We start from the raw sequence: 24,302 nt of genomic DNA on the forward strand, positions 1-24,302 counted from the left end.
CGGGGGCTTTGCCGTGGAGCGGGGGGATCAGCAGCCGAGCAGGCGGCTGCCCAGGTAGCCCTGGATCTGGTCGAGGGAGACGCGCTCCTGCTTCATGGTGTCGCGCTCGCGCACGGTCACCGCGTTGTCCTCAAGGGTGTCGAAGTCGACGGTCACGCAGAACGGGGTGCCGATCTCGTCCTGGCGACGGTAGCGGCGGCCGATGGCGCCGGCGTCGTCGAACTCGATGTTCCAGTTCTGGCGCAGGTCCGCCGCCAGGCCCTTGGCCTTCGGGGAGAGCTGCGGGTTGCGGGACAGCGGCAGGACGGCGACCTTGACCGGGGCCAGGCGCGGGTCGAGGCGCATCACGACGCGCTTCTCCATGACGCCCTTGGCGTTGGGGGCCTCGTCCTCGTTGTACGCGTCGAGCAGGAAGGCCAGCATCGCGCGGCCGACACCGGCGGCGGGCTCGATGACGTACGGCGTGTAACGCTCGCCGGACTCCTGGTCCAGGTAGGTGAGGTTGGCGCCGGAGGCCTTGGAGTGCGCGTTCAGGTCGTAGTCGGTGCGGTTGGCGACGCCCTCGAGCTCGCCCCACTCGCTGCCGCCGAACTGGAAGCGGTACTCGATGTCGGCGGTGCGCTTCGAGTAGTGGGAGAGCTTCTCCTTCGGGTGCTCGTACCAGCGCATGTTCTCCTCACGGAGACCCAGGCCCGTGTACCAGTTCCAGCGCTGCTCCATCCAGTATTCCTGCCACTGCTCGTCCTCGCCCGGCTTGACGAAGAACTCCATCTCCATCTGCTCGAACTCGCGGGTGCGGAAGATGAAGTTGCCCGGAGTGATCTCGTTCCGGAAGGACTTGCCCATCTGGCCGATGCCGAACGGCGGCTTCTTGCGCGAGGTCTGCAGCACCTGGCCGAAGTTGGTGAAGATGCCCTGCGCGGTCTCGGGACGCAGGTACGCGACGGAGCCGGTGTCCTGGGTCGGGCCGAGGTGCGTGGAGAGCAGGCCGGAGAACTGCTTGGGCTCGGTGAAGGTGCCCTTGTTGCCACAGTTGGGGCAGTTGAGGTCGGCGAAGCCGTTCTCGGGGAGGCGGCCGTGCTTCTCCTCGTACGCCTCCTCCAGGTGGTCCGCGCGGAAGCGCTTGTGGCAGGAGGTGCACTCGGTCAGCGGGTCGGTGAAGGTGGCGACGTGACCGGAGGCCTCCCAGACCTCGGTGGCCAGGATGACCGACGAGTCGATGCCGACGACGTCCTCGCGCGCGGTCACCATGTAACGCCACCACTGACGCTTCAGGTTCTCCTTGAGTTCGACGCCCAGCGGTCCGTAGTCCCAGGCGGCGCGCTGGCCGCCGTAGATCTCACTGCACGGGTAGACGAAGCCACGGCGCTTGCTCAGGCTGACGATGGTGTCGATCTTGTCGGCGGCCACGGTGCTCTCTTCATTACGACGACGAAGTGCGAATGCCTCAGGTTACCGGCGCGCACGCCCCCCGTATCAAATCGGTTCGGCGAGGGGACCGCGCGAGGGGCCGCGTGGGCGGGGCCACACGTACGACAATTGACAATCGTTTCCAGTTTTGTTGAAAATGAGTGTCATGAACGTACGTCGCCGCCTCATATCCACCACCGCCGCCACCGCAGCCGTCACGCTCGGCATCGTCACCCTCTCCGCCTGCGGCGGAAGCTCGGACGCGGCCGACAAGGGCAGCGACGGCAAGCTGGACGTGGTGGCGTCGTTCTACCCCATGCAGTACCTGGCCGAGCAGATAGGCCGCGGCCACGTCGCCGTCAACACGCTCACCAAGCCCGGCGTCGAACCCCACGACCTGGAGCTCAAGCCGAAGCAGATCGGCGAGCTCGGCGAGGCCGACGTCGTCCTCTACCTCAAGGGCATCCAGCCCGCCGTCGACGACGCGATCGCCCAGGCCGGCGTCAAGAACACCGTCGACGCCTCCACCCTCACGAAGCTGGAGGCCCACGGCACCGAGGTCGGCCACGCCGGCCACGACCACGCCGAGGGCGAGCAGGCGGAGGAGGAGGCCGGTCACGACCACGGCTCCGAGGCCGGCAACGACCCGCACATCTGGCTCGACCCCGTGAAGTACGCCGAGGTCGCGAAGGGTGTCGGCACCGCCCTGGAGAAGGCCGACCCGGCGAACGCCGCCGACTACGAGAAGAACACCGACGCGCTCGTCAAGAAGCTCGGCGACCTGAACACCGACTTCGCGAACGGTCTGAAGAACACCACGACGAAGACCTTCATCACCACCCACTCCGCCTTCGGCTACCTCGCCGAGCGCTACGGCCTGGACCAGGAGGGCATCTCCGGCATCGACCCCGAGTCCGAGCCGAGCCCCGCCCGGATCAAGGAACTCCAGGACGTCGCGAGGAAGGACAAGGTCACCACCGTCTTCTTCGAGACCCTCGCCAGCGACAAGACCGCCAAGACCCTCGCCGGCGACACCGGTCTGAAGACCGACGTGCTCGACCCGCTGGAGGGAATCACGGACACGTCCAAGGGCGATGACTACATCGAGGTCATGCGTTCCAACCTCGCCGCGCTGCAGAAGGCCCTCGGCGCGAAGTGAGCACCGCACAGCAGGAGGTACGAGCCATGGCAGCCCCGACACCGGAACGGGAACCCGTCATCTCCGTCCGCGGAGCCACCGCGGCTCTCGGCGCCCGGCCCGTCCTCCGCGGTGTCGACCTCACCGTCCGCCGCGGTGAGGTCGTCGCGCTGCTCGGTGCCAACGGCTCCGGCAAGTCCACCGCGGTCCGCTCCGTCATCGGCCAGGTGCCGCTGACCGGCGGCACGATCGAGCTGTTCGGCACGGACCGGAAGCGGTTCCGCGACTGGGCGCGCGTCGGCTACGTACCGCAGCGGACCACCGCCGCGAGCGGCGTCCCCGCCACCATCCGCGAGGTCGTCGCCTCCGGCCGGCTCTCCCGCCGCAGGTTCGGCTGGCTGACCAAGGCCGACAAGGCCGCCGTCGAGCGGGCCATCGACCTCGTCGGACTCTCCGACCGCGCCAAGGACTCCGTCTCCGCGCTCTCCGGCGGCCAGCACCAGCGGGTCCTGATCGCCCGCGCGCTCGCCTCCGAGCCCGAACTCCTGATCATGGACGAGCCGATGGCGGGCGTCGACCTCGCGAGCCAGGAGATCCTCGCCTCGACCCTGCGCGAGCAGGTCGCCGGCGGCACCTCCGTCCTCCTCGTGCTGCACGAGCTGGGCCCCCTGGAACCGCTGATCGACCGCGCGGTCGTGCTCCGCGACGGCTGTGTCGTCCACGACGGCCCGCCGCCGGAGGCCCTCGGCCAGCACGCGCTGCCGGGCCACGACCACGTCCATCCGCACGCGGCCGGGGAGCCGCTCCGTACGGGTCTGCTGACCTGAGGAAGCTGACCTGATCATGGAAATGCTCGATCTCGCCTTCATGCAGCGCGCGCTCCTCGCGGCCGTGCTCGTCGGCATCACCGCGCCCGCCGTGGGCATCTACCTGGTCCAGCGCCGTCAGGCGCTGATGGGCGACGGCATCGGCCATGTCGCCATGACCGGCGTCGGCCTCGGCTTCCTCCTGAACTCCAGCCCGGTCTGGATGGCGACCCTGGTCGCCGTCGTCGGCTCGGTCGGCATGGAGCTGATCCGGGCGTACGGCAAGACCCGCGGCGACCTCGCGCTCGCGCTGCTCTTCTACGGCGGCATGGCCGGCGGTGTCCTGCTGATCAACCTCTCCCCGACCGGCTCCAACGCCAACCTCAGCTCCTATCTCTTCGGCTCGCTCTCCACGGTCTCCGAGGAGGACATCACCGCGATCGGCATCCTGGCCGCCTTCGTCGTCCTGGTCACGGTCGGTCTGCGCCGGCAGCTCTTCGCGGTCAGCCAGGACGAGGAGTTCGCCCGGGTCACCGGCCTCCCGGTCCGCGCCCTGAACCTGCTGATCGCGGTCACGGCCGCGGTGACCGTCACGGTCGCCATGCGGGTCGTCGGCCTGCTGCTGGTCAGCGCGCTCATGGTGGTGCCGGTCGCGGCGGCCCAGCAGCTGTCGAAGTCCTTCCGCGCGACGTTCGTCCTCGCGGTGGTGACGGGCATCACGGTCACCCTGGCCGGCACGGTCACCTCGTACTACCAGGACGTGCCGCCCGGCGCGACGATCGTCCTGTACGCGATCGGCGTCTTCGTCCTGCTCACCCTGCTCGCCACGCCGCTCGCCAAACGGCGGGCGCGGGCGGCGGAGGCGGGCGCGGAGAGCTGTGACGCACCGGTTCCGGCGACCCGGCGTCCCTCGGACGACGTGAAGGTCTGATCCGGCCCGGACTCAGGGCCGTGGGGGGCTGGCAGAATGGCGGGGGCAGACAAGCATTCAAGGAGGCCCCCGTGGTGACGGCAGGACCCCCCGTACGAGGCCGCTCGACCAAACAGCGTGCCGCCGTCTCCGCGGCGCTGAACGAGGTGGACGAGTTCCGCAGCGCGCAGGAGCTGCACGACATGCTCAAGCACCGCGGCGACTCGGTCGGCCTCACCACCGTCTACCGCACGCTCCAGTCCCTGGCGGACGCGGGCGAGGTCGACGCGCTGCGCACGAGCGAGGGCGAGACGGTGTACCGCCGCTGTTCGACCGGCGACCACCACCACCATCTGGTGTGCCGCGTCTGCGGCAAGGCCGTGGAGGTGGAGGGCCCGATGGTGGAGCAGTGGGCCGAGACGATCGCCTCGGAGCACGGCTTCGTGAACGTGGCGCACACCGTGGAGATCTTCGGCACGTGCGCGGACTGCGCCGGGAAGTGACGCACGAGCAGTGACCTGACATACGAGAGGGCCCGTACCCCCGGGGTACGGGCCCTCTCGCGTGCGGATCACACCCCGGGGCGTGTCAGGTCCGGGCGGAGTTCCGGTCCAGGACCGCCCGCAGCCGGTCGATGGCGGCCGGGTCGGCGAGTCCGCTCTTGGGCAGGTACGCGAAGCCGGTGCCGGTCCGCCGGGCGGTGAGCAGCACGAAGAGCCGGGGCGTCTCGACGTACCGGGGCAGCATGGCCCACCGGATCGTGACGTCGGTGTCCCGGGTGGTCCACCGCCCGCCGTCCTCGTCGACGACGGCCTTGGCCTCGCCCTGGGACCGGATCATCAGAAAGAGGCTGCGCGCGGTCGCCCACGGCACGAGCTCCGCGGCGGTCACGGCCACGAGGCCGAGCAGGGTCATCTCGACCGCCGTCCCCGGGTCCGGCTCCCACGCCACGAGGAGCGCGAGGGCCGCGACAGCGAGGGCGAGAACGCAGGCGCCGCGGGCCGCCCAGCGCAGCGCGGGCCACCAGCGAGTGGCCCGCAGCCGGACCCGTACGGCCTCGCTCACGTCCGCGAACACCGGCGGGTAGGCGAGTGCGAGGCCGTCCCGGGCGGTGTGCTCCGTCGCCTCGTCCACGAGCGGCTCAGGCCTTGTCGAGGACGGCCATGTCGGCCGGGTCGACGCCGCCGAAGCGGCGGTCGCGCTGGGCGTACTCGACGCAGGCCCGCCACAGGTCGCGGCGGTCGAAGTCGGGCCACAGCACGTCCTGGAAGACCATCTCGGCGTACGCGCTCTGCCAGATCAGGTAGTTGGAGGTGCGCTGCTCGCCGCTGGGCCGCAGGAAGAGGTCCACGTCCGGCATGTCCGGGTAGTAGAGGTACTTCTGGATGGTCTTCTCGGTGATCTTCGCCGGGTCGAGGCGGCCGGCCTTCACGTCCTCGGCCAGCGCCTGCGCCGCGTCCGTGAGCTCCGCGCGGCCGCCGTAGTTCATGCAGAAGTACAGCGTGAGCCTGGTGTTGTCCTTGGTCTGCTCCTGCGCGACCTGGAGCTCCTTGGCGACCGACTTCCACAGCTTGGGCATCCGGCCGACCCAGCGCACGCGGACGCCGAGGGAGTCGAGCTGGTCACGGGACTTGCGGATGAAGTCGCGGTTGAAGTTCATCAGGAAGCGCACCTCCTCGGGGGAGCGCTTCCAGTTCTCGGTGGAGAAGGCGTAGAGCGAGATCGAGCCCACGCCCATCTCGATCGCGCCCTGGAGCACGTCGAGGACCTGCTCGGCGCCGACCTTGTGGCCCTCGGTACGGGGCAGGCCGCGCTCCTTGGCCCAGCGGCCGTTGCCGTCCATGACGATCGCGACGTGCTCGGGGATCAGCTCGGACTGGAGCTTCGGCGGGCGGGCGCCGGACGGGTGCGGTTCGGGGGTGCTGTACTCCCGGCGCTGGCGACCGAGCAGTCGTGCGATGGCCATGACGTGGTCTCTCCTACCTAGCTTTTCTCTACGTATCGCAGGGAGCGCAGGCCGCGCTCGAGGTGCCAGTGCAGATAGGCGGACACGAGTCCGCTGCCCTCCCTGACGTGACGCGGCTCGCACGCGTCCGCCGTCGCCCAGTCGCCGGTGAGCAGCGCGCTGAGCAGGCCGACGGCCTCCGGAGAGGGTACGACGCTTCCGGGCACCCGGCAGTCGCCGCATATGACACCACCCGCCGCGACCGAAAAGAACCGGTTGGGCCCGTGAATGCCGCATTTGGCGCAGTCCTCGAAGCTCGGCGCGTAGCCGTTCACGGCGAGCGAGCGGAGGAGGAAGGCGTCGAGGATGAGGTGGGGGGCGTGCTCGCCCCGGGAGAGGGTCCGCAGTCCGCCGACGAGCAGCAGGTACTGCTGCACGGCGGGCTCGCCCTCGTGGTCGGTGAACCGTTCCGCCGTCTCCAGCATGGCGGTGCCGGCGGTGTAGCGGGCGTAGTCGGTGACGATGCCGCTGCCGTACGCGGCGATGGTCTCGCTCTGGGTGCAGAGCGGCAGGCCGCGTCCGATCAGCTCACTCCCCCGGGCGAAGAACTGCACGTCCACGTGCGAGAACGGTTCGAGCCGCGCGCCGAACTTCGACTTCGTCCGCCGCACCCCGCGCGCCACGGCGCGCACGCGCCCGTGACCGCGTGTGAGGAGGGTGATGATGCGGTCCGCTTCACCCAGCTTCTGGGTGCGCAGCACGATGCCGTCGTCGCGGAACAGACTCATGCGCCCATTCTCGCGTACGGCGGGGGCGCCCGGACCCGGGGCAGGCAGACTCGCACGACGCGTCCGCCAGGGAGACGCAGGTCACGTTCGCCCGTGTCACAGGGGGGCGGGCTACCTCGTCTCAGGGGTTGTAGCCGGCGACGGACGACCACGACCACCGAGGAGTACCCCATGGACGCACGACTGAACCTCTTCACCAGCCCGACCGCCGGCAAGGCCTTCAAGCACCTCATGGCGGCGGGCAGGTCGGTCAAGGAGTCGACGGTCCCGGCCGCGACCCAGGAGCTGGTCGCGCTTCGCGTGAGCCAGATCAACGGCTGCGCCGTCTGCATCGACATGCACACCAAGGAGGCGGCGCACGCCGGCGAGACCCCGGTGCGGCTCAACCTGGTGGCGGCGTGGCGGGAGGCCACGGTCTACACCGAGGCCGAGCGCGCCGCGCTGGAACTGGCCGAGGAGGGCACCCGGACCGCCGACGCGGCCGGCGGGGTCAGCGACGAGGTCTGGGAGCGCGCCGCCCTGCACTACGACGAGGAACAGCTCACCGCTCTCGTGCTCCACATCGCGTTCATGAACCTGGCGAACCGCCTGAACGCCATCACCCGGCAGCCGGCGGGCGACTACGTCCCCGGCCGGTTCCACTGACGGAGGGCGCGGGGCGGGGGCAAGGGCCCGGGCCGGGTGATCGGTTGCCCGGCCCGCCACCCGCCTGGATGATCACGAGGCCGTGCACCGCACGGGCGGACGGGGAACGGGGAAAGGAAGTCGGCATGAGCAAGGTCGAGGAGTTCGAGGAGCTGCGACCGCTGCTGTTCTCGATCGCCTACCGGATCCTGGGCAGCGTCAGCGAGGCCGAGGACGCGGTCCAGGAGACATGGCTGCGATACGACGGCTCGTCGACCCTCCCCACGTCGGCCAAGGCCTTCCTGTCGACCACTGTCACCCGCCTCTCCATCGACGTCCTGCGCTCCGCGCGGGTCCGGAGGGAGGAGTACGTCGGACCCTGGTTCCCCGAGCCCCTCCTCAGCGATCCGTACCAGGACCCGGCGCGCTCGGCGGAACTGGCCGACTCGGTCTCCATGGCGGCGCTGCTGCTCCTCGAACGGCTCAGCCCCCTGGAGCGCGCGGTCTTCCTGCTGCGGGAGGTCTTCGCCTTCGACTTCCAGGACATCGCCGAGGCCGTGGGGCGCTCGGAGGCGGCCTGCCGGCAGCTGCTCGTACGGGCCCGGCGGCACATGCACGCCGGACGGCCCCGGTTCGCGGCCGACCGCGAGGAACGACTGGAACTGGCGAACCGCTTCTTCGACGCGCTCAAGGACGGCGACCTGGGCGGACTCCAGAACCTCCTGGCCGCCGACGTCCAGCTCGTCGGCGACGGTGGCGGCAAGGCCCCCAACTTCGCCAGGACCATCGTGGGCGCGGACAACGTGGCCCGGCTCCTCTGCTCCGCCTTCCCCACGCTGTACGAGATCGACGTCACGTGCGAGCCGCGGGAGGTCAACGGTCAGCCCGGCGCGATCTACCGCGACCGCGACGGCAAGATCCTCCAGGCCATCGTTCTCGACGTCCTCGACGGACAGATCCAGACCATCCGCGCCGTTCTCAACCCCGACAAGCTCGGCCACCTCGGGCCGGTCGCCGACGCCTGGGCCATCACGCGCGAGGTGCAGCAGATCCGCCGGCGGGCCGACTGACCTCGACGGCGATCGCGGGCCGTCACCGTCTCCTTCGCCCCCGCCCGGCCCGCGAGCGGAGTCAGGGCACCTCGCCGCGGCTCCGCGCGTTCACGTGCGCCGTGGCCGCGCTCAGCCGCTCGGCCGAGGTGGCCTCCCGTACCCCGTCGGGCTCCACGTCCCATTCCCGGCCGCCACCGAGCGGCCGGATCTGGACATAGGGCCCCTCGTGCCCCATGACCCTCCCGACCCGCCCGGTGCGGATCTCGACGACGTACGACCCGATGGGCAGTGTCATGACCGGTTCTCCTCCCCCGGCAGGACGGCGGCGGCGAGGAGCCGTGCCGTTTCCACCGTGCAGCATCCCAATTCGACGAGCGGCCTCGGAGGATCGGCGGCGAGGGTGACGACGTCGAGCCCGAGCGAGGGAAGCCGGATTCCGGCCCTCGCGAGTGCCTCGCGCAATTCCGTCACTGCCTCTTGTGCGGCTTCGATGGCCCCCGTGGTCGTCTTCATGATGTCTTCCTTCACCAACGTATGCCTTTCTGAATCCATTTCCTGCTTCGCCTCACCAGGGTGGGGCCGGATCCGTAGAATTGGCAGATGCGCAGGTCGTACAACTGCGGCGTAGGGTTGGGGAGTTAATCCATGGCCAGAGGCAAGCAGCAGGATGTCTGGGAGTTCTTCGGCGAGCTGCTGAAGGAGCGCCGGGAGGCGGCGGGCCTCACGCAGGGCGAACTGGGCAGACGCGTGTTCGTATCCGGTGGATACATCGGCCTGTTCGAGCAGGGAATCCGAAAACCGCAGCTGGATGTGGCGATGCGAATCGACGCGGTCCTACAAACCGGCGGTATTTTCGAACGGACGTGGCGCAAACTCATCAACAAGTCGCCCTACGCGTCCTATTTCCAGGCCGCTGCCGACCTGGAGGACATCGCCACGAAGATCTGCGAGTTCGAGGCCGCTGCGGTCCCCGGCCTCCTCCAGACACCGGCGTACGCGCGGGCGCTCGTCCGCGCCAGCAACCCGCTCGCCACGGACGAGTATGTCGAGGAGACGGTCAAGGGCCGCATGGACCGATCCGCGATCCTCAGCGGCCCCACGAGACCCGTCTACTGGGTGATCCTCCACGAAACAGCCCTGCGCATCCCGGTAGGAGGCCCCGGGCCGATGGCCGCACAGCTGGACCACCTCGCAACGTGCGCACGCGGGCGCGTGGCACTCATCCAAGTACTGCCCTACTCGGAAGGCGCCTACCCGCAGATGGGCAAGCCCCTCAAGCTGATGGAGTTCGAGGACGCGCCGCCAACGGCGTATACAGAGGCCGTGTATTCGGGCAACCTGCTCGACGATCCGGCAGTGGTGAAGCGGGCACAGCACACCTACGATCTGCTCAGGGCCGCCGCGCTGTCGCCGGAGGCGTCCCTGCCCCTGATCGAATCGGCGGCGGAGGATTTCAGACGATGCGCGAGTACGACTTGAGCAACACCCGTTGGCGCAAGAGCTCCTACAGCGACGGCGACGGCGGCAACTGCCTCGAAGTCCTCGACGGTGTCACCGGCGTCGTCCCCGTCCGGGACAGCAAGAACCCCACCGGCCCCGCCCTCCTCCTCTCCACCGCCGCCTGGACCGCGTTCGTCGCCGGCCTCAAGAGCTGAAGGGCTGGCAGGGGCACGGCACCGCCTCTACGATCACGCCCATGTCGATCAGTCCGTCCGTACCCGTCGTCCAGGGCAGCAGGAAGACGTCGCTCGAGTTCGAGGGCGACGCGCTGTACCTCCGCCGCCCCCACGAGGACGTACGGATCCCGCTGGCCGCGGTCGGGCGCGTGCGCGCCGAGGGGCGGGCCGTCGTCGTCGAGCTGACGGCTCCGGCCGGGGGCGTGCCGGTGGTGCACCGGATCGACGGGGCGAGCGAGGCGGGGACGACGATGTTCGCGGCGGCCGTGAACGCCGCCCTGGACGGGGCGCCCGGCCGGGACACGACGGCCGACGGTTCCGCGCTCGTGGAGGCGCGGACCCGGACCCTCGACCGGCGGGAACGGAAGGCGCGGCTCGTCAAGCGGTGGTCGGCCGGCACCACCGTGCTGGTCGCGCTCCTGTGCGTGCTCATCGCCGTCGCCGGCGAGCCGGTCGGGGTCGTTCTCTTCCTGCCCATGGGCTTCGCCGCGGCGGGGTCCACCGTCGTCGCCGTCGTCGCCCTGTCCAGCTGGTACCGCGAGTGGCGGCTGATGCGGCACGGCGTCACGACGTTCGCCGCGGAGGTGCCGGACAGGCCGGGGACGTACCTGTACACGGACCCGGCGGGCCTGATCCGGCAGGTGTCCACCTGGGCGGGGGGCATGGCCGTGAAGGTCTGCTACGACCCGCGCGACGCGGGGAACGTGATCCTGCCCAGGACGGCGCTGCTGCGGCGCGGGGAACTCGCCCTCGGGCTGTTCTTCGCCCTCGGCGGGCTCGTGTCCTACGGCGGCATGATCGCGATGACCGTCTCGGCCTTCCAGGGCACGCTCGGCCTTTCCGAGCCCGCCTAGCCTTTCTTATGGAACTCATAAGTCCGGCTTATGAGCCCATAGACCGGGGGCGGGTACCGGTTCGCGTGACGCATTATTTAGGGTGACCTAAGTGTCGGCGGCTTCGCCGCCACGTCGCTTGCGAAGGGAACCCAGTCATGCCCCGCCCCCTCCGGGTCGCGATCGTCGGCGCCGGCCCCGCCGGAATCTACGCCGCCGATGCGCTGCTGAAGTCCGAGGCCGCCGCCGAGCCGGGTGTGTCCATCGACCTCTTCGAGCGGATGCCCGCCCCCTTCGGCCTCATCCGCTACGGCGTCGCCCCCGACCACCCGCGCATCAAGGGCATCGTCAACGCCCTCCACCAGGTCCTCGACAAGCCGCAGGTCCGCCTCTTCGGCAACATCGACTACGGCACCGACATCCACCTCGACGACCTGCGCGCCTTCTACGACGCCGTGATCTTCTCGACCGGCGCCATGGCCGACCGCCCCCTGAGCATCCCGGGCGTCGAGCTCGACGGCTCGTACGGCGCCGCCGACTTCGCCTCCTGGTACGACGGCCACCCGGACGTCCCGCGCACCTGGCCGCTCGACGCGGAGAAGGTCGCCGTCCTCGGCGTCGGCAACGTGGCCCTCGACATCGCGCGCATCCTCGCCAAGACCGGCGACGAGCTGCTGCCGACCGAGATCCCGGCCAACGTCTACGACGGGCTCAAGGCCAACAAGGCCGTCGAGATCCACGTCTTCGGCCGCCGTGGCCCGGCCCAGGCCAAGTTCAGCCCCATGGAGCTGCGCGAGCTGGACCACTCCCCCACCATCGAGGTCATCGTCAACCCCGAGGACATCGACTACGACGACGGCTCGATCGCCGAGCGGCGCAAGAACAAGCAGACCGACATGGTCGCCAAGACCCTGGAGAACTGGGCGATCCGCGACGTCGGCGACCGCCCGCACAAGCTCTTCCTGCACTTCTTCGAGTCGCCCGTCGAGATCCTCGGCGAGGACGGCCAGGTCGTCGGCCTGCGCACCGAGCGCACCGAGCTGGACGGCACGGGCAACGTGAAGGGCACCGGGCAGACCACGGACTGGGACGTCCAGGCCGTCTACCGCGCAGTCGGCTACCTCTCCGACGAGCTGCCCAAGCTCCCCTGGGACGCCGTCAGCGGCACCGTCCCGGACGAGGGCGGCCGGGTCGTCGAGGAGACCGGCGAGCACATGGCCTCCACGTACTGCACCGGCTGGATCCGCCGCGGCCCCGTCGGCCTCATCGGCCACACCAAGGGCGACGCCAACGAGACCGTGGCGAACCTCCTGGACGACTTCGCGAACGGCCGCCTGCTCACCCCCGACACCCCGGAGGCCGACGCCGTCGTGACCTTCCTGGAGGGCAAGGGCCTCACGTACACCACGTGGGAGGGCTGGTACGCGCTGGACGCCGCCGAGAAGGCGCTCGGCGAGCCGCAGGGCCGCGAGCGCATCAAGATCGTCGAGCGCGAGGACATGCTGCGCGCGAGCGGCGCGATCGCCTAGCACGTCGCGCAGGACCGCGCGGGCTCTCGCCCCTTCCCCGGCCTACCCTGAAAGGACCGGGAAGGGGCGAGAGCCATGTCCGTACCCACCACGACCGACCCGGTCGAGCGTGCCAGGGACGCCGCCGCCCGTGAGTCCTGGGCCGAGGCGTACGAGCTGCTCCACGCCCACGACCGGCACCCCTCGCGCGGCCTGACCGCCGACGACCTCTCCGTGCTCGCCGACGCCGCCTGGTGGTCCGGGCACGTCGACGAGTCCGTGACCGCCCGGCTCCGGGCGCACGCCGCGTATCTCGCGGCCGACGACCACCGGGGCGCCGGGCTCGCCTCCTGGTGGCTGTACTACGAGTACGCCGGTCTCGGACGGCCCGCGGCGGCCTCCGGCTGGCTCCACCGGGCCCGGCACCACCTGGAGGACCTGCCGGACTGCCCGGAACAGTGCTTCCTGGAGATGACGGCCGCCGAGGAGGCCTCGGCCCACGGCGACCACGAGACCGCCCTCGCCGCGACCCGCCGCATGACCGCCCTGGCCCTCGCCTGCGGCAGCCCCGACCTGCTCGCCCTCAGCCGCCATGCCGAGTCCCGCGTGCTCCTCGCGGCCGGCCGCAGGACCGAGGGCCTCGCCCTCCTCGACGACGCGATGTGCGCGGTGTCGGCCGGCGAACTGAGCGGCATGGTCACGGGCTGGCTGTACTGCCTGGCCCTGACCCAGTGCATGGAGGCCGCGGACTTCGCGCGGGCGGTGGAGTGGACGAACGCGGCGATGGAGTGGTGCGCCCCGCCGTGGACGGGCCGCCCGCCGGACGAGGACGGTGCCGGGGCCACGGCCGCGGAGGGCGCCCTCGCGGGTGCGGCCCGGGAGGACTTCCCCACGCCCGCGGCCCCGCTCCCCATGACCGTCCCCTCCGGCGAGAACCCCTTCCGGGGCGTCTGCCGGGCCCACCGCGTCGAGGTCCTCGACCTCCTCGGGGCCTGGGCGCTCGCCGAGGCCGAGGCCCGGCAGGCCTGCCGTGAGGTGCCGGTGGACTGCCTGGAGTCGGCCGCCGCCGCGTACTACGCCGCCGGGGACGTCCAGCGGCGCCAGGGCCGCCTCGAAGCGGCGGCCGTCTCGTACGGGCACGCCCACGAGCTGGGCCGGATCCCGCAGCCGGGCCTCGCGCTGCTGCGCCTCGCGCAGGGCCGGGCCGACGCGGCCGTGGCGGGCGTCGACCTGGCCCTCGCCTGCCGGAGCGACCCCGACCACGACGTCCTGGGCCGGTCCCGGCTGCTCGCCGCCCGCACGGAGGTGGCGCTCGCCGTCCGTGACGTCCCCGGGGCTGCGAAGGCCGCGGCGGACCTCGACGCCCTCGCGGGCGCCGCCGACGGAGACGTACCCCTGCTGCGCGCCCTGGCCGACACGGCCCTCGGCTCGGTGGCCCTGGCCGAGAAGCGCCCCGGCGCGCTGCTCCCGCTGCGCCGGGCGCTCGCCGGCTGGCTGGAGCTGCGGGTGCCGTACGAGGCCGCGCAGGTACGGATGCTGCTCGCGGCGGCCTGCCGGGCCGCGGGCGACGAGGAGGCGGCCCGTCTGGAGCTGGGCACCGCGCGGGCGGTCTTCGAGCGGCTCGGAGCCGTACCGGACGCCCGGCGCGCGGCCGCCCTGCTCAGCGGCGGGTCGCGGCGGCGGCTCCCGGGTGGGCTCACCGCACGGGAGGCGGAGGTCCTGCGGCTGGTCGCCTCCGGCGGCACGAACAAGGACATCGCCCGCGCGCTGGTGATCAGCGAGCACACCGTCGCCCGGCACCTGAACAACATCTTCACCAAGCTGGGCGTCGGCTCCCGCGCCTCCGCCACGGCCTACGCGTACGCGCACGGCCTGGTCTGAACGGCCCATGCCGACCGGTGCCCGCGCATGGGCGGTTCGGGCGATGCGCGCCGGAAGCCCACCGGGCTACACCGGAGGCATGACCACCACGACCGACCCCCAGCCCCCTGTCGACACGCTCCGCGGTGCCGTACGCGGCACCGTCGTGACCCGCGGCGACCCGTCGTACGACGAGGCCCGCCGGGTCTACAACGCCCAGCACGACCGCCGCCCGGCCGTCGTCGTCCACGCCGTGGACGCCGGCGACGTGATCGCGGCGGTGCTCCACGCCCGGGAGCACGGGCTCCCGCTGGCCGTGCGCGGCGGCTCCCACTCGGTCGCCGGCTTCGGCACCGTGGACGACGGCCTCGTCGTCGACCTGTCCCGGATGCGGGGCGTCCGGGTCGACCCGGAGGCCCGTACGGCACGGGCCGAGGGCGGCGCCACCTGGGGCGACTTCAACCACGCCACCCACGCCTTCGGGCTCGCCACCACCGGCGGGGTGGTCTCCTCGACCGGCGTCGGCGGGCTCACGCTCGGCGGCGGCATGGGCCACCTGGCCCGCCGCTACGGCCTGAGCTGCGACAACCTGATCGCGGCGGACGTGGTGACCGCCGAGGGCACCCTGGTGTCCTGCGACGCCGAGCGGAACCCGGACCTGTTCTGGGCGCTGCGGGGCGGCGGCGGCAACTTCGGCGTCGCCGTCTCCCTCGCGTACCGGCTGCACCCGGTCGCGGACGTCTTCGGCGGTCTGAGCTGCTACCCGCTCGACGGGGACGTGGCACGCGCCTGGCGCGAGCTGATCGCGGACTCCCCGGAGGAGCTGAACTCGATCCTGGTCCTCGCGCTCGGCCCCGAGGAACCGTTCCTCCCCGAGCGCTGGCACGGGCGCCCGATCTGCGCCGCGTTCACCTGCTTCAGCGGCCCGGAGGCGGAGGACGAGAAGGTCCTCGCCCGCCTGGACGGACTCGGCCCGGTGATCGGCCGGTTCATGGAGCGGATGCCGTACCCGGTGATCAACACCCTGTTCGACGAGCAGCTGCCGGCCGGGCTCCACCACTACTGGAAGGGCAACTTCAGCCGTGAGCTGTCGGACGGGGCGATCGCGGTCCACACGGAGTACGGCGCGACGATGCCGTCCCTCGAATCGGACACGGCGATCTTCCCGATCGACGGCGCCTGCCACCGGGTGGGCCCGGAGGAGACCGCGTTCGCGTACCGGGACGCCGTCTTCTCGCACTCCTTCGGCGGCACCTGGACCGACCCGGCGGACTCGGACCGCAACATCGCCTGGACCCGCGCCTACGACACGGCCCTGCGCCCGCACACCCAGGAGGGCGGCTACGTCAACTTCATGGACACCGACGACCAGGACCGAGTCCGGGTCAACTACCGCCAGAACTACGACCGGCTGCGCACGGTCAAGCGCCGGTACGACCCCGACAACGTGTTCCGGCTGAACCAGAACATCGCGCCGTAGCACCCTCGAAATGGGGAAAGGCGGTGTGGCACCGCGGGCCCACACGCTCCGGCGTGAGGCAATGGCCGGGTGAACCGGTCCACGTTCCCCGAACGGATCCGCCGGAGTCGGCGACGGCGGGCGGCCCGGCGCCGTCTGGCGGCACGCCGCCGGGCGACCGGGGCGGGCGGCGGCGCCACGGCCCCCTCCTCGCGGCTCTCGCTGATCCTGCTCAGCCTGCCGGGACTGGCGGCCGTCGCCGCGCTGCTCTTCACCTGGCTCCAGGTCAGCCAGTCGGGCAAGGAGCTGCGGATCATCGAGGACCAGCAGATCACCACCCGCTTCAACGCCGCGATCGGCAACCTCGCCTCCGCCTCGCTCGACGGGCGTCCGCTGCTAGGAGACCGTCCGGGCCGAGGCGAGGAGTCGTGCGACGTCGTCCGGGGCCAGCGCGAGCGCGTTGCCGACCGTCCCCAGGACCTCCCGCTCGGCCGGGCTGTAGACGCCGTCGGCGAGGGCGATCCCGGCAGCCTGGAGCAGGATCGACTCCCGGCCGGAGGGAGCCAGGTGCGGGGTGAGCGGCTCCAGGGCCTCGTGCAGCTCGATCGCGAGGAGCGCGCCCTCGGGGTTCACCTCGGGCATGAACCGCCCCGTGTCCGCCTCCAGGGCCTCGACGAGGTCGACGAGCTGGACGGCGGTGCACTCGGCGAACCCGGCGGACCTGACGGCGCTCACGGCCCGGTCGAGGACCGCGCGGGAGTCGGTGCCGCCGGCCGCGAGCACGGCGAGCGCGACGGTGTGCACGGCGTCCCGCAGCATCGCGGAGAAACGGCTGGTCGTGGGGTGGTCGAGCACCTCCGTGCCGAAGTGCGTGTGACAGGCCGCGCACTCGACGACGGGACCCGTACAGCCCCGGGGCAGGACCGGGACCCCCAGGACGGCGAACCTGCGGCGGCCGGTGCGGCGCCGGTAGTTGCGGTCGCCGCCGCACTCCTCGCAGAAGAACTCACCGTCCCCGACCGTGTTCCAGGAGGTGCGGATTCCGCAGACGCCCACTTTCCCACCACGTGAATTCCGGGCAGACCGCACACGCACCTCCTCAACGGCCCGGCTGCACTGCCGGCGTTGGCGTGATGTTAGCCACATCCTTGATGTGGCGTCAGCACCCCGTCAGGACTTCACCGCGGAGTTGGCCGAGACACGTCATCGGCCGCGGAACGCGGCGACGGCGCTTTGTGAAGGCCAGAAAGCCTCCGCCGGCCCGGCCTGCCGCCTCCCCCGGGCCGATCGCCCCGGATTCGATGGCCGAAGCGGTCGTCGCGAGATCACCCTCCGGGGTGGCACCGGGCCGCGGAAACATGACCCGGGCCGGAAACGGGACGGCCCCCGCCCCCTCGGAAGGGTGCGGGGGCCGTCTCCTGAGGGCCGGGTCAGCGGGCGGAGCGGTTGACCGCCGAGATGACCGCCTTCAGGGACGCGCGGGTCGTGTTGGCGTCGATGCCGATGCCCCACAGGACCTGGCCGTCGATGGCGCACTCGATGTACGAGGCGGCCTGCGCGGAGGCGCCCTCGCTCATGGTGTGCTCCTGGTAGTCCAGCAGGCGGGCGTCCACGCCGATCGCCTGCAGGGCGGCGAAGAAGGCGGAGATCGGGCCGTTGCCGGAGCCGGACAGGACGGTCTCGGCGCCGTCGACGACCGCCTCGACGGTCAGCGTGTCCGTGCCGTCCGTGTCGGAGGTGGTCTGGCCGGAGCGCAGCTGGATGCGGCCCCAGGCGTTGTCCGGGTTGGGCAGGTACTCGTCCTGGAAGACGGACCAGATCGCGGCCGGCGTGACCTCGCCGCCCTCGGTGTCCGTCTTCTGCTGGATGATCTTCGAGAACTCGATCTGCATCCGGCGGGGCAGGTCCAGCTTGTGGTCGTTCTTCAGGACGTACGCGATGCCGCCCTTGCCGGACTGCGAGTTGACCCGGATGACGGCCTCGTAGGAGCGACCGACGTCCTTCGGGTCGATCGGCAGGTACGGCACCGCCCACTCGATGTCGTCGACGGTCTTGCCCTGGGCGGCCGCGTCGGCCTCCATGGCGTCGAAGCCCTTCTTGATGGCGTCCTGGTGGGAGCCGGAGAAGGCGGTGTAGACCAGGTCGCCCGCGTAGGGGTGGCGCGGGTGGACCTCCATCTGGTTGCAGTACTCGGAGGTGCGACGGATCTCGTCGATCTGCGAGAAGTCGATCTGCGGGTCGACGCCCTGGCTGAACAGGTTCATGCCCAGGGTCACCAGGTCGACGTTGCCGGTGCGCTCGCCCTGCCCGAACAGGCAGCCCTCGATGCGGTCGGCGCCGGCCATGATCGCCAGCTCCGCGGCCGCCACGGCCGTACCGCGGTCGTTGTGCGGGTGGACCGAGACGCAGATGTGCTCGCGGCGGGTCAGGTTCCGGGACATCCACTCGAAGCGGTCCGCGTGCGTGGACGGCGTCGAACGCTCCACGGTGGCAGGCAGGTTCAGGATGATCTCGCGGCCCGGGCCCGGCTGCCAGACGTCACAGACCGCCTCGCAGACCTCCAGGGCGAAGTCCAGCTCGGTGTCGGTGAAGATCTCGGGGCTGTACTGGTAACCGAAGATCGTGCGCTCGTCGAGCAGCTTCTCCGCGTACTCCATGACCAGGCGGGTGCCGTCCACGGCGATCTGCTTGATCTGCTCCTTCGAGCCGCGGAAGACGACCCGGCGGAAGGTGGGCGCGGTGGCGTTGTACAGGTGGACGGTGGCGCGCTTCGCGCCGACCAGGGACTCCACGGTCCGCTCGATCAGGTCCTCGCGGGCCTGGGTCAGTACGGAGATGGTGACGTCGTCCGGGATCGCGCCCTCCTCGATGATGGAGCGCACGAACGCGAAGTCGGTCTCGCCGGAGGACGGGAAGCCGACCTCGATCTCCTTGTAGCCCATGCGCACGAGCAGGTCGAACATCTCGCGCTTGCGGGCCGGGGACATCGGGTCGATCAGGGCCTGGTTGCCGTCGCGCAGGTCGGTGGACAGCCAGCGCGGGGCCTTGGTGATCCGCTGCTCGGGCCAGGTGCGGTCGGGGATCCGTACCTGCTCGTACTGGCCGTACTTGTGGATCGGCATCCCGGACGGCTTCTGCAGCTGCGTCGCGTTGGTGATCGGCGTGGGGCGGCTGACGAACGGGGACTGGGACATTGCGTTGGGCTCCTCGGGGTCCTACGGGAGGGACGGCCGACTGTCGAACGCAACACCAGGTCCCGCGGGGAGGGGGTCGGCCTACGACTACAGGCCCTCGCCGCGGCAGCTAAGGAGAAGCAGCCCGAAACGCATGATGTGCCGCAGCCTAGCCCAGGGACACCGGAGGCGGACGTCCCGTATCAGTATGCGGGACGGCGTCCGCGTCAAGGCCGAACAGTGACGCATCACTCCATTTCACCAATCCTCGTCTCAGCCCGTGACAGTGAGCTCACGCAGTGCCACATTGCGAGCATGACTCCCCAGACGCCTGTCTTCTGCTCGATCGTCCCCCCGCACCTCCTGGAGCACCTGGCGCACTCCTCGAACCCCGCCGTCGCCGCGGCCGCGCGCCGCACGCTCATCGCGGACGCATCGGCCCGTACGTTCCGGATCCTGCCGCTGCCCGGCACCGCGCCCACGCTCGCCCCCGCCGAGGCCGGCAAGCCGCACCGCACGATCTACGACTGCGAGCGCGGCACCGAGCTGCCCGGGGTGAAGGTCCGCGGCGAGAGCGACGCGGCGACCGGGGACGCCACCGTCAACCGGGCGTACGCCGGCCTGGGCGCCACCTTCGACCTCTTCCTCGACGCCTTCGGGCACGACTCCATCGACGGCGCCGGGCTGCCCCTGCTCGCCTCCGTCCACTACGACGAGAAGTACGGCAACGCCTTCTGGAACGGCGAGCAGATGGTGTTCGGCGACGGCGACGACGAGATCTTCCTCGACTTCACCCTCCCCGTGGACGTCATCGGCCACGAGCTCGCCCACGGCTTCACCCAGTACTCGGCGAACCTGGAGTACTTCAGCCAGTCCGGCGCCCTCAACGAGTCGGTCTCCGACGTCTTCGGCTCCCTCGTGAAGCAGTACGCGCTCGGCCAGTCCGCCGACACCGCCGACTGGCTCATCGGCGAGGGCCTCTTCCACCCGAGCGTGGAGGGGACGGCGCTGCGCTCCATGAAGGCCCCGGGCACCGCGTACGACGACGACATCCTCGGCAAGGACCCGCAGCCCGGCCACATGGACGACTACGTCCGCACCGGCCGCGACAACGGCGGCGTCCACATCAACTCCGGCATCCCCAACCACGCCTTCTATCTGGCGGCGACCGAGCTGGGCGGCAACTCCTGGGAGCGGGCCGGGCAGATCTGGTACGACGTGATGACCGGCGGGACGCTCACCCCGGAGGCCCGGTTCTCCGAGTTCGCGGCGGCCACGGTGGCGGCGGCGCGGGCGCGGTACGGCGACGGGGAGGAGATCCAGGCCGTCCTGAAGGCCTGGTCGGCCGTGGGCGTACCGACCGACTGATCCGGCTGGTACACAGGTCCCATGCGGATTCGAGTGCGGCGCACGGGCGGTTTCGCGGGCATCGAGCGGTCGGCGGAGGTGGACACCTCCGGCCGGCCGGACGCCGCCGAGTGGCACACCCTGGCGATCACGGTCCTCGCCGACGGCGTCGCCGACGGCGAGGGCGCGGTCCAGGGCGTGCCGGACGGCTTCCGTTACGAGATCTCCGTCGACGAGCGCACCGTCCGCTGCGGCGACCCACGCCTGACGGAAGCGCAGAGGACCCTCATCACGAGGGTCCTCAAGGAAGGCGCGTAAGCCGGGAAGGCGCGCAGGGCGGGAAGGCGCGTGAAGCGTCCTAGAACCCCAGCTTCCGCAGCTGCTTCGGGTCGCGCTGCCAGTCCTTCGCGACCTTGACGTGGAGGTCCAGGAAGACCGGGGTGCCGAGGAGGGCCTCGATGTGCTTGCGGGACTTCATGCCGACCTCCTTCAGGCGGCTTCCCTTCGGGCCGATGATGATGCCCTTCTGGCTGGGGCGCTCGATGTACACGTTGGCGTGGATGTCGAGCAGCGGCCGGTCCGCCGGGCGGTTCTCCCGGGGGATCATCTCCTCGACGACCACCGCGATCGAGTGCGGCAGCTCGTCCCGTACGCCTTCGAGCGCGGCCTCGCGGATCAGCTCCGCGACCATGACCTGCTCCGGCTCGTCCGTGAGGTCGCCCTCCGGGTAGAGCGGCGGGGACTCCGGGAGCAGCGGGATCAGCAGGTCGGCGACGAGCTGGACCTGCTTGTTGCCGACGGCCGAGACCGGCACGATCTGCGCCCACTCGAAGCCCAGCTCCTTGCCGAGCTGGTCGACGGCGATCAGCTGCTCGGCGAGGGTCTTGGAGTCGACCAGGTCGGTCTTGGTGATGATCGCGACCTTGGGGGTCTTCTTGATCCCGGCGAGTTCCTTGGCGATGAACTTGTCGCCGGGGCCGAGCTTCTGGTCGGCGGGCAGGCAGAAGCCGATCACGTCGACCTCGGCCCAGGTGGTGCGCACGACGTCGTTGAGCCGCTCGCCGAGGAGGGTGCGCGGCTTGTGGAGGCCGGGGGTGTCCACCAGGATCAGCTGCGCCTCCGGGCGGTGCACGATGCCGCGGACGGTGTGCCGGGTGGTCTGCGGCCGGTTCGAGGTGATGGCCACCTTCTGGCCGACCAGAGCGTTCGTGAGGGTGGACTTGCCCGCGTTGGGGCGGCCGACGAAGCAGGCGAAGCCGGCCCGGTGGACGGCTTCGGTTTCTTGGTTGCGAGCGCTCATGGGGGCCATTGTCCCCGATGAGCGCCCGCCTCATGTACTCACGTGCGCACTCGGCTCGGCGCGGGCCGCCCTGTGCCGCCGGATCCGCAGGCCGAGGAGGCCCGCGGCGCCCCCGACGAGCAGGGTCGCGGCGGCGAGCCAGGGCAGGGCGAGGAAGGAGACCGTGCCGGTTTCCCGGACGTCCTTCGCGGTCGCGGTGAGGGTGATGTCACCCCAGTCGAGCTGCGGGGAGCCGGTCCACCGCTCGGTGAGCCGGATCTTCTGCCGGGGCAGCAGCTCGGACGGCACCGTGGCGAGGTCGCGGTCGAGGAGGGTGCGTCCGAAGAGGCCCTCCGCCCTGAGGGCGACCTTGGGGTTGAGGGTGACGTTGCCCCGGTTGTGCAGCGTGTACGAGACGACCGCGCTGCTCGTGCCCGCGCCGGGGATCAGCGGCCGGTCCTGGTCGACGGTGACGTCCTCGACGCCGAGCGCGGGCACGGTCGGCCCGTTGACCCGCAGGTAGAGGCGGGCGGCGACGGCGCGCTGGACGCCGACGGCGACGGCGCCCTTCCCGCCGGGGCTGATCCGCTCGTCGAGGGCGACGAGCGCCCCGGGATGGTCGCCCGGGTCGGCGTCGGCGGGGACGGACAGGGTGTACCGGACGGTGACCGCGGAGCCGGGCGGGACGGTGATCCGGGTCCGCTCGGGCTTGATCCAGGCGCCGGCGCCGGTCTGCTTCTCCCGCTGGGTGCGGACGGCGAAGCCGCCGTCCCGGTCGGTGTTGTAGGCGTCGGCGCCGTAGAGCCGGAAGGTCAGCGGGGCGGCCGTCTTGTTGGCGACGGTGACCCGGTCGGTGAGCGTGGAGCCCGGGTCGGCGGTGAGGAAGAAGTAGGGGCGGCTGCCCAACTGGGCGGCGGCCGGATAGACGGCCCACTCGCCGTTCTCGGCGGCCTGTGCGTGCGGGGCGGGGCCCAGCAGGAGGAGCAGGACGCTCAGGAGGAGTACGTACAGCGTGCGCACGAGTCGGAACCCCCGGGGTGCGGAGCGGGCCGGCCGGGTGCGCGCCCGGCCCGCACGGTGGTCAGGACAGGGTGAGCGTCAGCACGCCCGCGTACGAGCCCGGCGCCGTGAAGGCCGGGACGTCGAGGGAGAGCCCCGCGTCGATCGTGAACTCGCCGCCGGTGAGGGCGCCGTTCGGCGTGGAGGCGAGGGTCGCGCCGCCGCCGCCGACCGGACCGGACGAGCCGGCCGCGCAGGCGCTGGGGCTGCCGGCCTTGGCGGTGCAGGCCGGGGTCCAGCTGAGGTTGCCGGCGCCGATGGAGCCGCCGGTGCCGGTGAAGTCGGTGACCTTGCCGGTGAGTGACCAGCCCGCGGGGCCGCCGCGGAAGTCCTTCACCGTCACCGTCTTGAGGGCGCCGGTCGCCGCGCCGCCCTGACCGAAGTCGACGGACGACAGCTCGACGGCGTCCCCGGCCTGGGTCATGGACAGCTCACCGGCGGTGACGGCCGCGGTGATGGTCTGGCTGTTCGGCGGCGCCGGTACGACGACCTTGTACGCGGCGGGTCCCGCGCCCTTCTCGGGGTCCCAGGCCGCGCCCTCGTAGGCCACGATCCCGGTGGTCGCCGCGTCGTTGACCTTCAGGCGCGCGGCGAAGGAGCCCTCGCTGTCGGTCGTGACGGTCATCTTGTCCGCGGTCTCCGCCGCCCCGGCCCGGCCGACGACGGTGACCTCGGTGAGCGGGGTGAACTTGGAACCGTTGACGGTCACCCGGACGCCCGGGTCGCCGGACGCGGTGTCGAGGGCCAGCGCGCGGGTGTTGGGGCTGGTCACGGGGCTCGCGACGACCGTCTCGGAGACCGGGGCGGGCGGGTTGAGCACCGTACAGGGGGTGTCCAGCTCCATGAGGTAGCTGGTGTGGATGTTGTAGTCGCCGGGGGAGAGGGTGATCGACCCGGCCTGGGTGACGGTGAAGGTGCCGGTCATCGAGAAGGCCGGGAAGGAGCCCTTCGGGGGGACCGGCGCGTTCTTCTTGGGTCCGTTGACGGCGACCGCGCCGCTCTGGGCGCCGCCGAGGACGACCTTGCCGCTGGGCGTCATGATGTCGGCCGGTAGCGCGAGGTCGACCGGGTTGGACGCGGCGGGCTTGGTGATCGTGTACGTCACCGTGACCGTCTCGCCGACCTTGGGGCTGGCCTTGTCGACGGTGATCTCGGCGGTGGTGGTGCCCGTGATGGGCGGGATGCCGGCGATCGGCGGCGGGACGCAGCGGGTCTGGAATTCCACCGGCTGGGAGGTGGTCGTCGCGCCGGCCGGGGCCGCGAGCGCGCCTCCTGCGACCGCGAGGGCGGTGGCGCCGAGGACGGCGGTCCAGCGCCGTCTTCGAGCCGCCGCCCGGGATCGGGTGAGTGCCATGGGTATGCCCCCTCCTGAGGGATGAGTGGGCGCCATTGACGGCTGCGGGCGGAGAGAAGTCAATGCAAGCGAAAGACATTG

At 71.3% G+C, this 24,302-nt stretch carries 25 protein-coding genes; 14 read left to right on the plus strand and 11 right to left on the minus strand.

Annotation, left to right across the window (positions count from 1 at the left end; genetic code table 11):
- Positions 1–27: 27 nt before the first annotated feature.
- Positions 28–1,410: a glycine--tRNA ligase gene (locus tag ACIP8Z_RS14360; protein WP_030317425.1), complete on the minus strand. Its 1,383-nt coding sequence runs from the start codon at positions 1,408–1,410 to the stop codon at positions 28–30.
- A gap of 166 nt (positions 1,411–1,576) precedes the next feature.
- Here ACIP8Z_RS14360 and ACIP8Z_RS14365 point away from each other — a divergent pair, with 166 nt between their 5' ends.
- The 4 genes from ACIP8Z_RS14365 (at position 1,577) to ACIP8Z_RS14380 (ending at position 4,767) form a co-directional block, all read left to right on the plus strand.
- Positions 1,577–2,569 (plus strand): metal ABC transporter solute-binding protein, Zn/Mn family, encoded by a 993-nt coding sequence (locus ACIP8Z_RS14365; protein ID WP_402082930.1) that lies wholly within the window; start codon positions 1,577–1,579, stop codon positions 2,567–2,569.
- 26 nt (positions 2,570–2,595) lie between these two features.
- Positions 2,596–3,375 (plus strand): metal ABC transporter ATP-binding protein, encoded by a 780-nt coding sequence (locus ACIP8Z_RS14370; RefSeq protein WP_402082933.1) that lies wholly within the window; start codon positions 2,596–2,598, stop codon positions 3,373–3,375.
- 16 nt (positions 3,376–3,391) lie between these two features.
- Positions 3,392–4,285 (plus strand): metal ABC transporter permease, encoded by an 894-nt coding sequence (locus tag ACIP8Z_RS14375; protein ID WP_073917850.1) that lies wholly within the window; start codon positions 3,392–3,394, stop codon positions 4,283–4,285.
- Positions 4,286–4,356: 71 nt separating this feature from the next.
- Positions 4,357–4,767 carry a Fur family transcriptional regulator gene (locus ACIP8Z_RS14380; RefSeq protein ID WP_030317431.1) on the plus strand — a complete coding sequence of 137 codons (411 nt, stop codon included), beginning with the start codon at positions 4,357–4,359 and terminating at the stop codon, positions 4,765–4,767.
- Positions 4,768–4,852: 85 nt separating this feature from the next.
- Here the strand turns inward: ACIP8Z_RS14380 and ACIP8Z_RS14385 are convergent, their stop codons facing one another.
- Genes ACIP8Z_RS14385 through recO form a run of 3 tightly spaced genes read right to left on the minus strand, consistent with a single transcriptional unit; the run spans position 4,853 to position 6,997 of the window.
- Positions 4,853–5,398: a YcxB family protein gene (locus ACIP8Z_RS14385; protein WP_402082936.1), complete on the minus strand. Its 546-nt coding sequence runs from the start codon at positions 5,396–5,398 to the stop codon at positions 4,853–4,855.
- 7 nt (positions 5,399–5,405) lie between these two features.
- On the minus strand, positions 5,406–6,230 hold the full coding sequence (locus tag ACIP8Z_RS14390; protein ID WP_402082938.1) for an isoprenyl transferase: 825 nt from the start codon (positions 6,228–6,230) through the stop codon (positions 5,406–5,408).
- Positions 6,231–6,247: 17 nt separating this feature from the next.
- On the minus strand, positions 6,248–6,997 hold the full coding sequence (gene recO, locus ACIP8Z_RS14395) for a DNA repair protein RecO (RefSeq protein ID WP_402082941.1): 750 nt from the start codon (positions 6,995–6,997) through the stop codon (positions 6,248–6,250).
- A gap of 171 nt (positions 6,998–7,168) precedes the next feature.
- Between recO and ACIP8Z_RS14400 the strand changes: the two genes are divergently transcribed.
- The gene (locus tag ACIP8Z_RS14400; protein ID WP_402082943.1) at positions 7,169–7,642 is read left to right on the plus strand and encodes a carboxymuconolactone decarboxylase family protein; all 474 of its coding nucleotides are present in this window, start codon (positions 7,169–7,171) and stop codon (positions 7,640–7,642) included.
- A 125-nt stretch (positions 7,643–7,767) separates the two neighbouring features.
- Complete coding sequence (locus ACIP8Z_RS14405) at positions 7,768–8,691, plus strand: RNA polymerase sigma-70 factor (protein WP_402082945.1); 924 nt, start codon at positions 7,768–7,770, stop codon at positions 8,689–8,691.
- Between the two features lie 61 nt (positions 8,692–8,752).
- Here ACIP8Z_RS14405 and ACIP8Z_RS14410 read toward each other — a convergent pair whose 3' ends face one another.
- Positions 8,753–8,968, minus strand: a complete 216-nt coding sequence (locus ACIP8Z_RS14410; RefSeq protein ID WP_015033506.1) for a hypothetical protein — start codon at positions 8,966–8,968, stop codon at positions 8,753–8,755.
- Positions 8,965–9,186 (minus strand): hypothetical protein, encoded by a 222-nt coding sequence (locus ACIP8Z_RS14415; protein WP_402082948.1) that lies wholly within the window; start codon positions 9,184–9,186, stop codon positions 8,965–8,967. Before ACIP8Z_RS14415 ends, ACIP8Z_RS14410 begins: the two co-directional genes overlap by 4 nt.
- 132 nt (positions 9,187–9,318) lie before the next feature.
- On the opposite strand from ACIP8Z_RS14415, the gene ACIP8Z_RS14420 reads away from it, so the two are divergent.
- From ACIP8Z_RS14420 to ACIP8Z_RS14445, 6 genes are all read left to right on the plus strand, one after another.
- Positions 9,319–10,152: a Scr1 family TA system antitoxin-like transcriptional regulator gene (locus ACIP8Z_RS14420; RefSeq protein WP_402082951.1), complete on the plus strand. Its 834-nt coding sequence runs from the start codon at positions 9,319–9,321 to the stop codon at positions 10,150–10,152.
- Positions 10,134–10,328 (plus strand): DUF397 domain-containing protein, encoded by a 195-nt coding sequence (locus ACIP8Z_RS14425; RefSeq protein WP_402082953.1) that lies wholly within the window; start codon positions 10,134–10,136, stop codon positions 10,326–10,328. Before ACIP8Z_RS14420 ends, ACIP8Z_RS14425 begins: the two co-directional genes overlap by 19 nt.
- A gap of 41 nt (positions 10,329–10,369) precedes the next feature.
- Complete coding sequence (locus tag ACIP8Z_RS14430) at positions 10,370–11,203, plus strand: hypothetical protein (RefSeq protein WP_402082955.1); 834 nt, start codon at positions 10,370–10,372, stop codon at positions 11,201–11,203.
- A 137-nt stretch (positions 11,204–11,340) separates the two neighbouring features.
- Positions 11,341–12,711 (plus strand): FAD-dependent oxidoreductase, encoded by a 1,371-nt coding sequence (locus tag ACIP8Z_RS14435; protein ID WP_402082958.1) that lies wholly within the window; start codon positions 11,341–11,343, stop codon positions 12,709–12,711.
- A 75-nt stretch (positions 12,712–12,786) separates the two neighbouring features.
- Positions 12,787–14,571 carry a LuxR C-terminal-related transcriptional regulator gene (locus tag ACIP8Z_RS14440; RefSeq protein WP_402082960.1) on the plus strand — a complete coding sequence of 595 codons (1,785 nt, stop codon included), beginning with the start codon at positions 12,787–12,789 and terminating at the stop codon, positions 14,569–14,571.
- A gap of 79 nt (positions 14,572–14,650) precedes the next feature.
- Positions 14,651–16,030 carry an FAD-binding oxidoreductase gene (locus ACIP8Z_RS14445; protein WP_402082963.1) on the plus strand — a complete coding sequence of 460 codons (1,380 nt, stop codon included), beginning with the start codon at positions 14,651–14,653 and terminating at the stop codon, positions 16,028–16,030.
- A gap of 375 nt (positions 16,031–16,405) precedes the next feature.
- On the opposite strand, the gene ACIP8Z_RS14450 is transcribed toward ACIP8Z_RS14445, so the two are convergent.
- On the minus strand, positions 16,406–17,098 hold the full coding sequence (locus tag ACIP8Z_RS14450; protein ID WP_383579877.1) for a TerB family tellurite resistance protein: 693 nt from the start codon (positions 17,096–17,098) through the stop codon (positions 16,406–16,408).
- A gap of 341 nt (positions 17,099–17,439) precedes the next feature.
- Entirely contained in the window at positions 17,440–19,203 is a 1,764-nt protein-coding gene (gene leuA, locus ACIP8Z_RS14455) for a 2-isopropylmalate synthase (RefSeq protein WP_402082965.1), read from the minus strand.
- Positions 19,204–19,497: 294 nt separating this feature from the next.
- Here leuA and ACIP8Z_RS14460 point away from each other — a divergent pair, with 294 nt between their 5' ends.
- Together ACIP8Z_RS14460 and ACIP8Z_RS14465 are read left to right on the plus strand one after the other, a co-directional pair.
- Positions 19,498–20,550 carry a M4 family metallopeptidase gene (locus ACIP8Z_RS14460; protein WP_402082968.1) on the plus strand — a complete coding sequence of 351 codons (1,053 nt, stop codon included), beginning with the start codon at positions 19,498–19,500 and terminating at the stop codon, positions 20,548–20,550.
- Between the two features lie 21 nt (positions 20,551–20,571).
- Positions 20,572–20,847, plus strand: a complete 276-nt coding sequence (locus ACIP8Z_RS14465; protein ID WP_402082970.1) for a protealysin inhibitor emfourin — start codon at positions 20,572–20,574, stop codon at positions 20,845–20,847.
- A 40-nt stretch (positions 20,848–20,887) separates the two neighbouring features.
- Here the strand turns inward: ACIP8Z_RS14465 and era are convergent, their stop codons facing one another.
- From era to ACIP8Z_RS14480, 3 genes are all read right to left on the minus strand, one after another.
- A complete protein-coding gene (gene era, locus ACIP8Z_RS14470; protein ID WP_374115426.1) occupies positions 20,888–21,838 on the minus strand; it encodes a GTPase Era in 951 nt (316 codons plus the stop codon).
- 21 nt (positions 21,839–21,859) lie between these two features.
- Complete coding sequence (locus tag ACIP8Z_RS14475; protein WP_402082973.1) at positions 21,860–22,828, minus strand: WxL protein peptidoglycan domain-containing protein; 969 nt, start codon at positions 22,826–22,828, stop codon at positions 21,860–21,862.
- Positions 22,829–22,889: 61 nt separating this feature from the next.
- Positions 22,890–24,221, minus strand: a complete 1,332-nt coding sequence (locus tag ACIP8Z_RS14480) for a beta-xylosidase (RefSeq protein ID WP_402082975.1) — start codon at positions 24,219–24,221, stop codon at positions 22,890–22,892.
- Positions 24,222–24,302 lie beyond the last annotated feature (81 nt).

This window comes from Streptomyces sp. NPDC088553 (assembly GCF_044752965.1).
In the GTDB taxonomy this organism is placed as follows: domain Bacteria; phylum Actinomycetota; class Actinomycetes; order Streptomycetales; family Streptomycetaceae; genus Streptomyces.

Coding starts and splice junctions, on each gene's coding strand:
- ACIP8Z_RS14480 (WP_402082975.1), bottom strand. CDS start 24,221: ATGGCACTCACCCGATCCCGGGCGGCGGCTCGAAGACGGCGCTGGACC.
- ACIP8Z_RS14440 (WP_402082960.1), top strand. CDS start 12,787: ATGTCCGTACCCACCACGACCGACCCGGTCGAGCGTGCCAGGGACGCC.
- ACIP8Z_RS14425 (WP_402082953.1), top strand. CDS start 10,134: ATGCGCGAGTACGACTTGAGCAACACCCGTTGGCGCAAGAGCTCCTAC.
- recO (WP_402082941.1), bottom strand. CDS start 6,997: ATGAGTCTGTTCCGCGACGACGGCATCGTGCTGCGCACCCAGAAGCTG.
- ACIP8Z_RS14415 (WP_402082948.1), bottom strand. CDS start 9,186: ATGAAGACGACCACGGGGGCCATCGAAGCCGCACAAGAGGCAGTGACG.
- ACIP8Z_RS14400 (WP_402082943.1), top strand. CDS start 7,169: ATGGACGCACGACTGAACCTCTTCACCAGCCCGACCGCCGGCAAGGCC.
- ACIP8Z_RS14390 (WP_402082938.1), bottom strand. CDS start 6,230: ATGGCCATCGCACGACTGCTCGGTCGCCAGCGCCGGGAGTACAGCACC.
- ACIP8Z_RS14420 (WP_402082951.1), top strand. CDS start 9,319: ATGGCCAGAGGCAAGCAGCAGGATGTCTGGGAGTTCTTCGGCGAGCTG.
- ACIP8Z_RS14435 (WP_402082958.1), top strand. CDS start 11,341: ATGCCCCGCCCCCTCCGGGTCGCGATCGTCGGCGCCGGCCCCGCCGGA.
- ACIP8Z_RS14365 (WP_402082930.1), top strand. CDS start 1,577: ATGAACGTACGTCGCCGCCTCATATCCACCACCGCCGCCACCGCAGCC.
- ACIP8Z_RS14465 (WP_402082970.1), top strand. CDS start 20,572: ATGCGGATTCGAGTGCGGCGCACGGGCGGTTTCGCGGGCATCGAGCGG.
- ACIP8Z_RS14375 (WP_073917850.1), top strand. CDS start 3,392: ATGGAAATGCTCGATCTCGCCTTCATGCAGCGCGCGCTCCTCGCGGCC.
- ACIP8Z_RS14430 (WP_402082955.1), top strand. CDS start 10,370: ATGTCGATCAGTCCGTCCGTACCCGTCGTCCAGGGCAGCAGGAAGACG.
- ACIP8Z_RS14405 (WP_402082945.1), top strand. CDS start 7,768: ATGAGCAAGGTCGAGGAGTTCGAGGAGCTGCGACCGCTGCTGTTCTCG.
- leuA (WP_402082965.1), bottom strand. CDS start 19,203: ATGTCCCAGTCCCCGTTCGTCAGCCGCCCCACGCCGATCACCAACGCG.
- ACIP8Z_RS14370 (WP_402082933.1), top strand. CDS start 2,596: ATGGCAGCCCCGACACCGGAACGGGAACCCGTCATCTCCGTCCGCGGA.
- ACIP8Z_RS14410 (WP_015033506.1), bottom strand. CDS start 8,968: ATGACACTGCCCATCGGGTCGTACGTCGTCGAGATCCGCACCGGGCGG.
- ACIP8Z_RS14445 (WP_402082963.1), top strand. CDS start 14,651: ATGACCACCACGACCGACCCCCAGCCCCCTGTCGACACGCTCCGCGGT.
- ACIP8Z_RS14460 (WP_402082968.1), top strand. CDS start 19,498: ATGACTCCCCAGACGCCTGTCTTCTGCTCGATCGTCCCCCCGCACCTC.
- era (WP_374115426.1), bottom strand. CDS start 21,838: ATGGCCCCCATGAGCGCTCGCAACCAAGAAACCGAAGCCGTCCACCGG.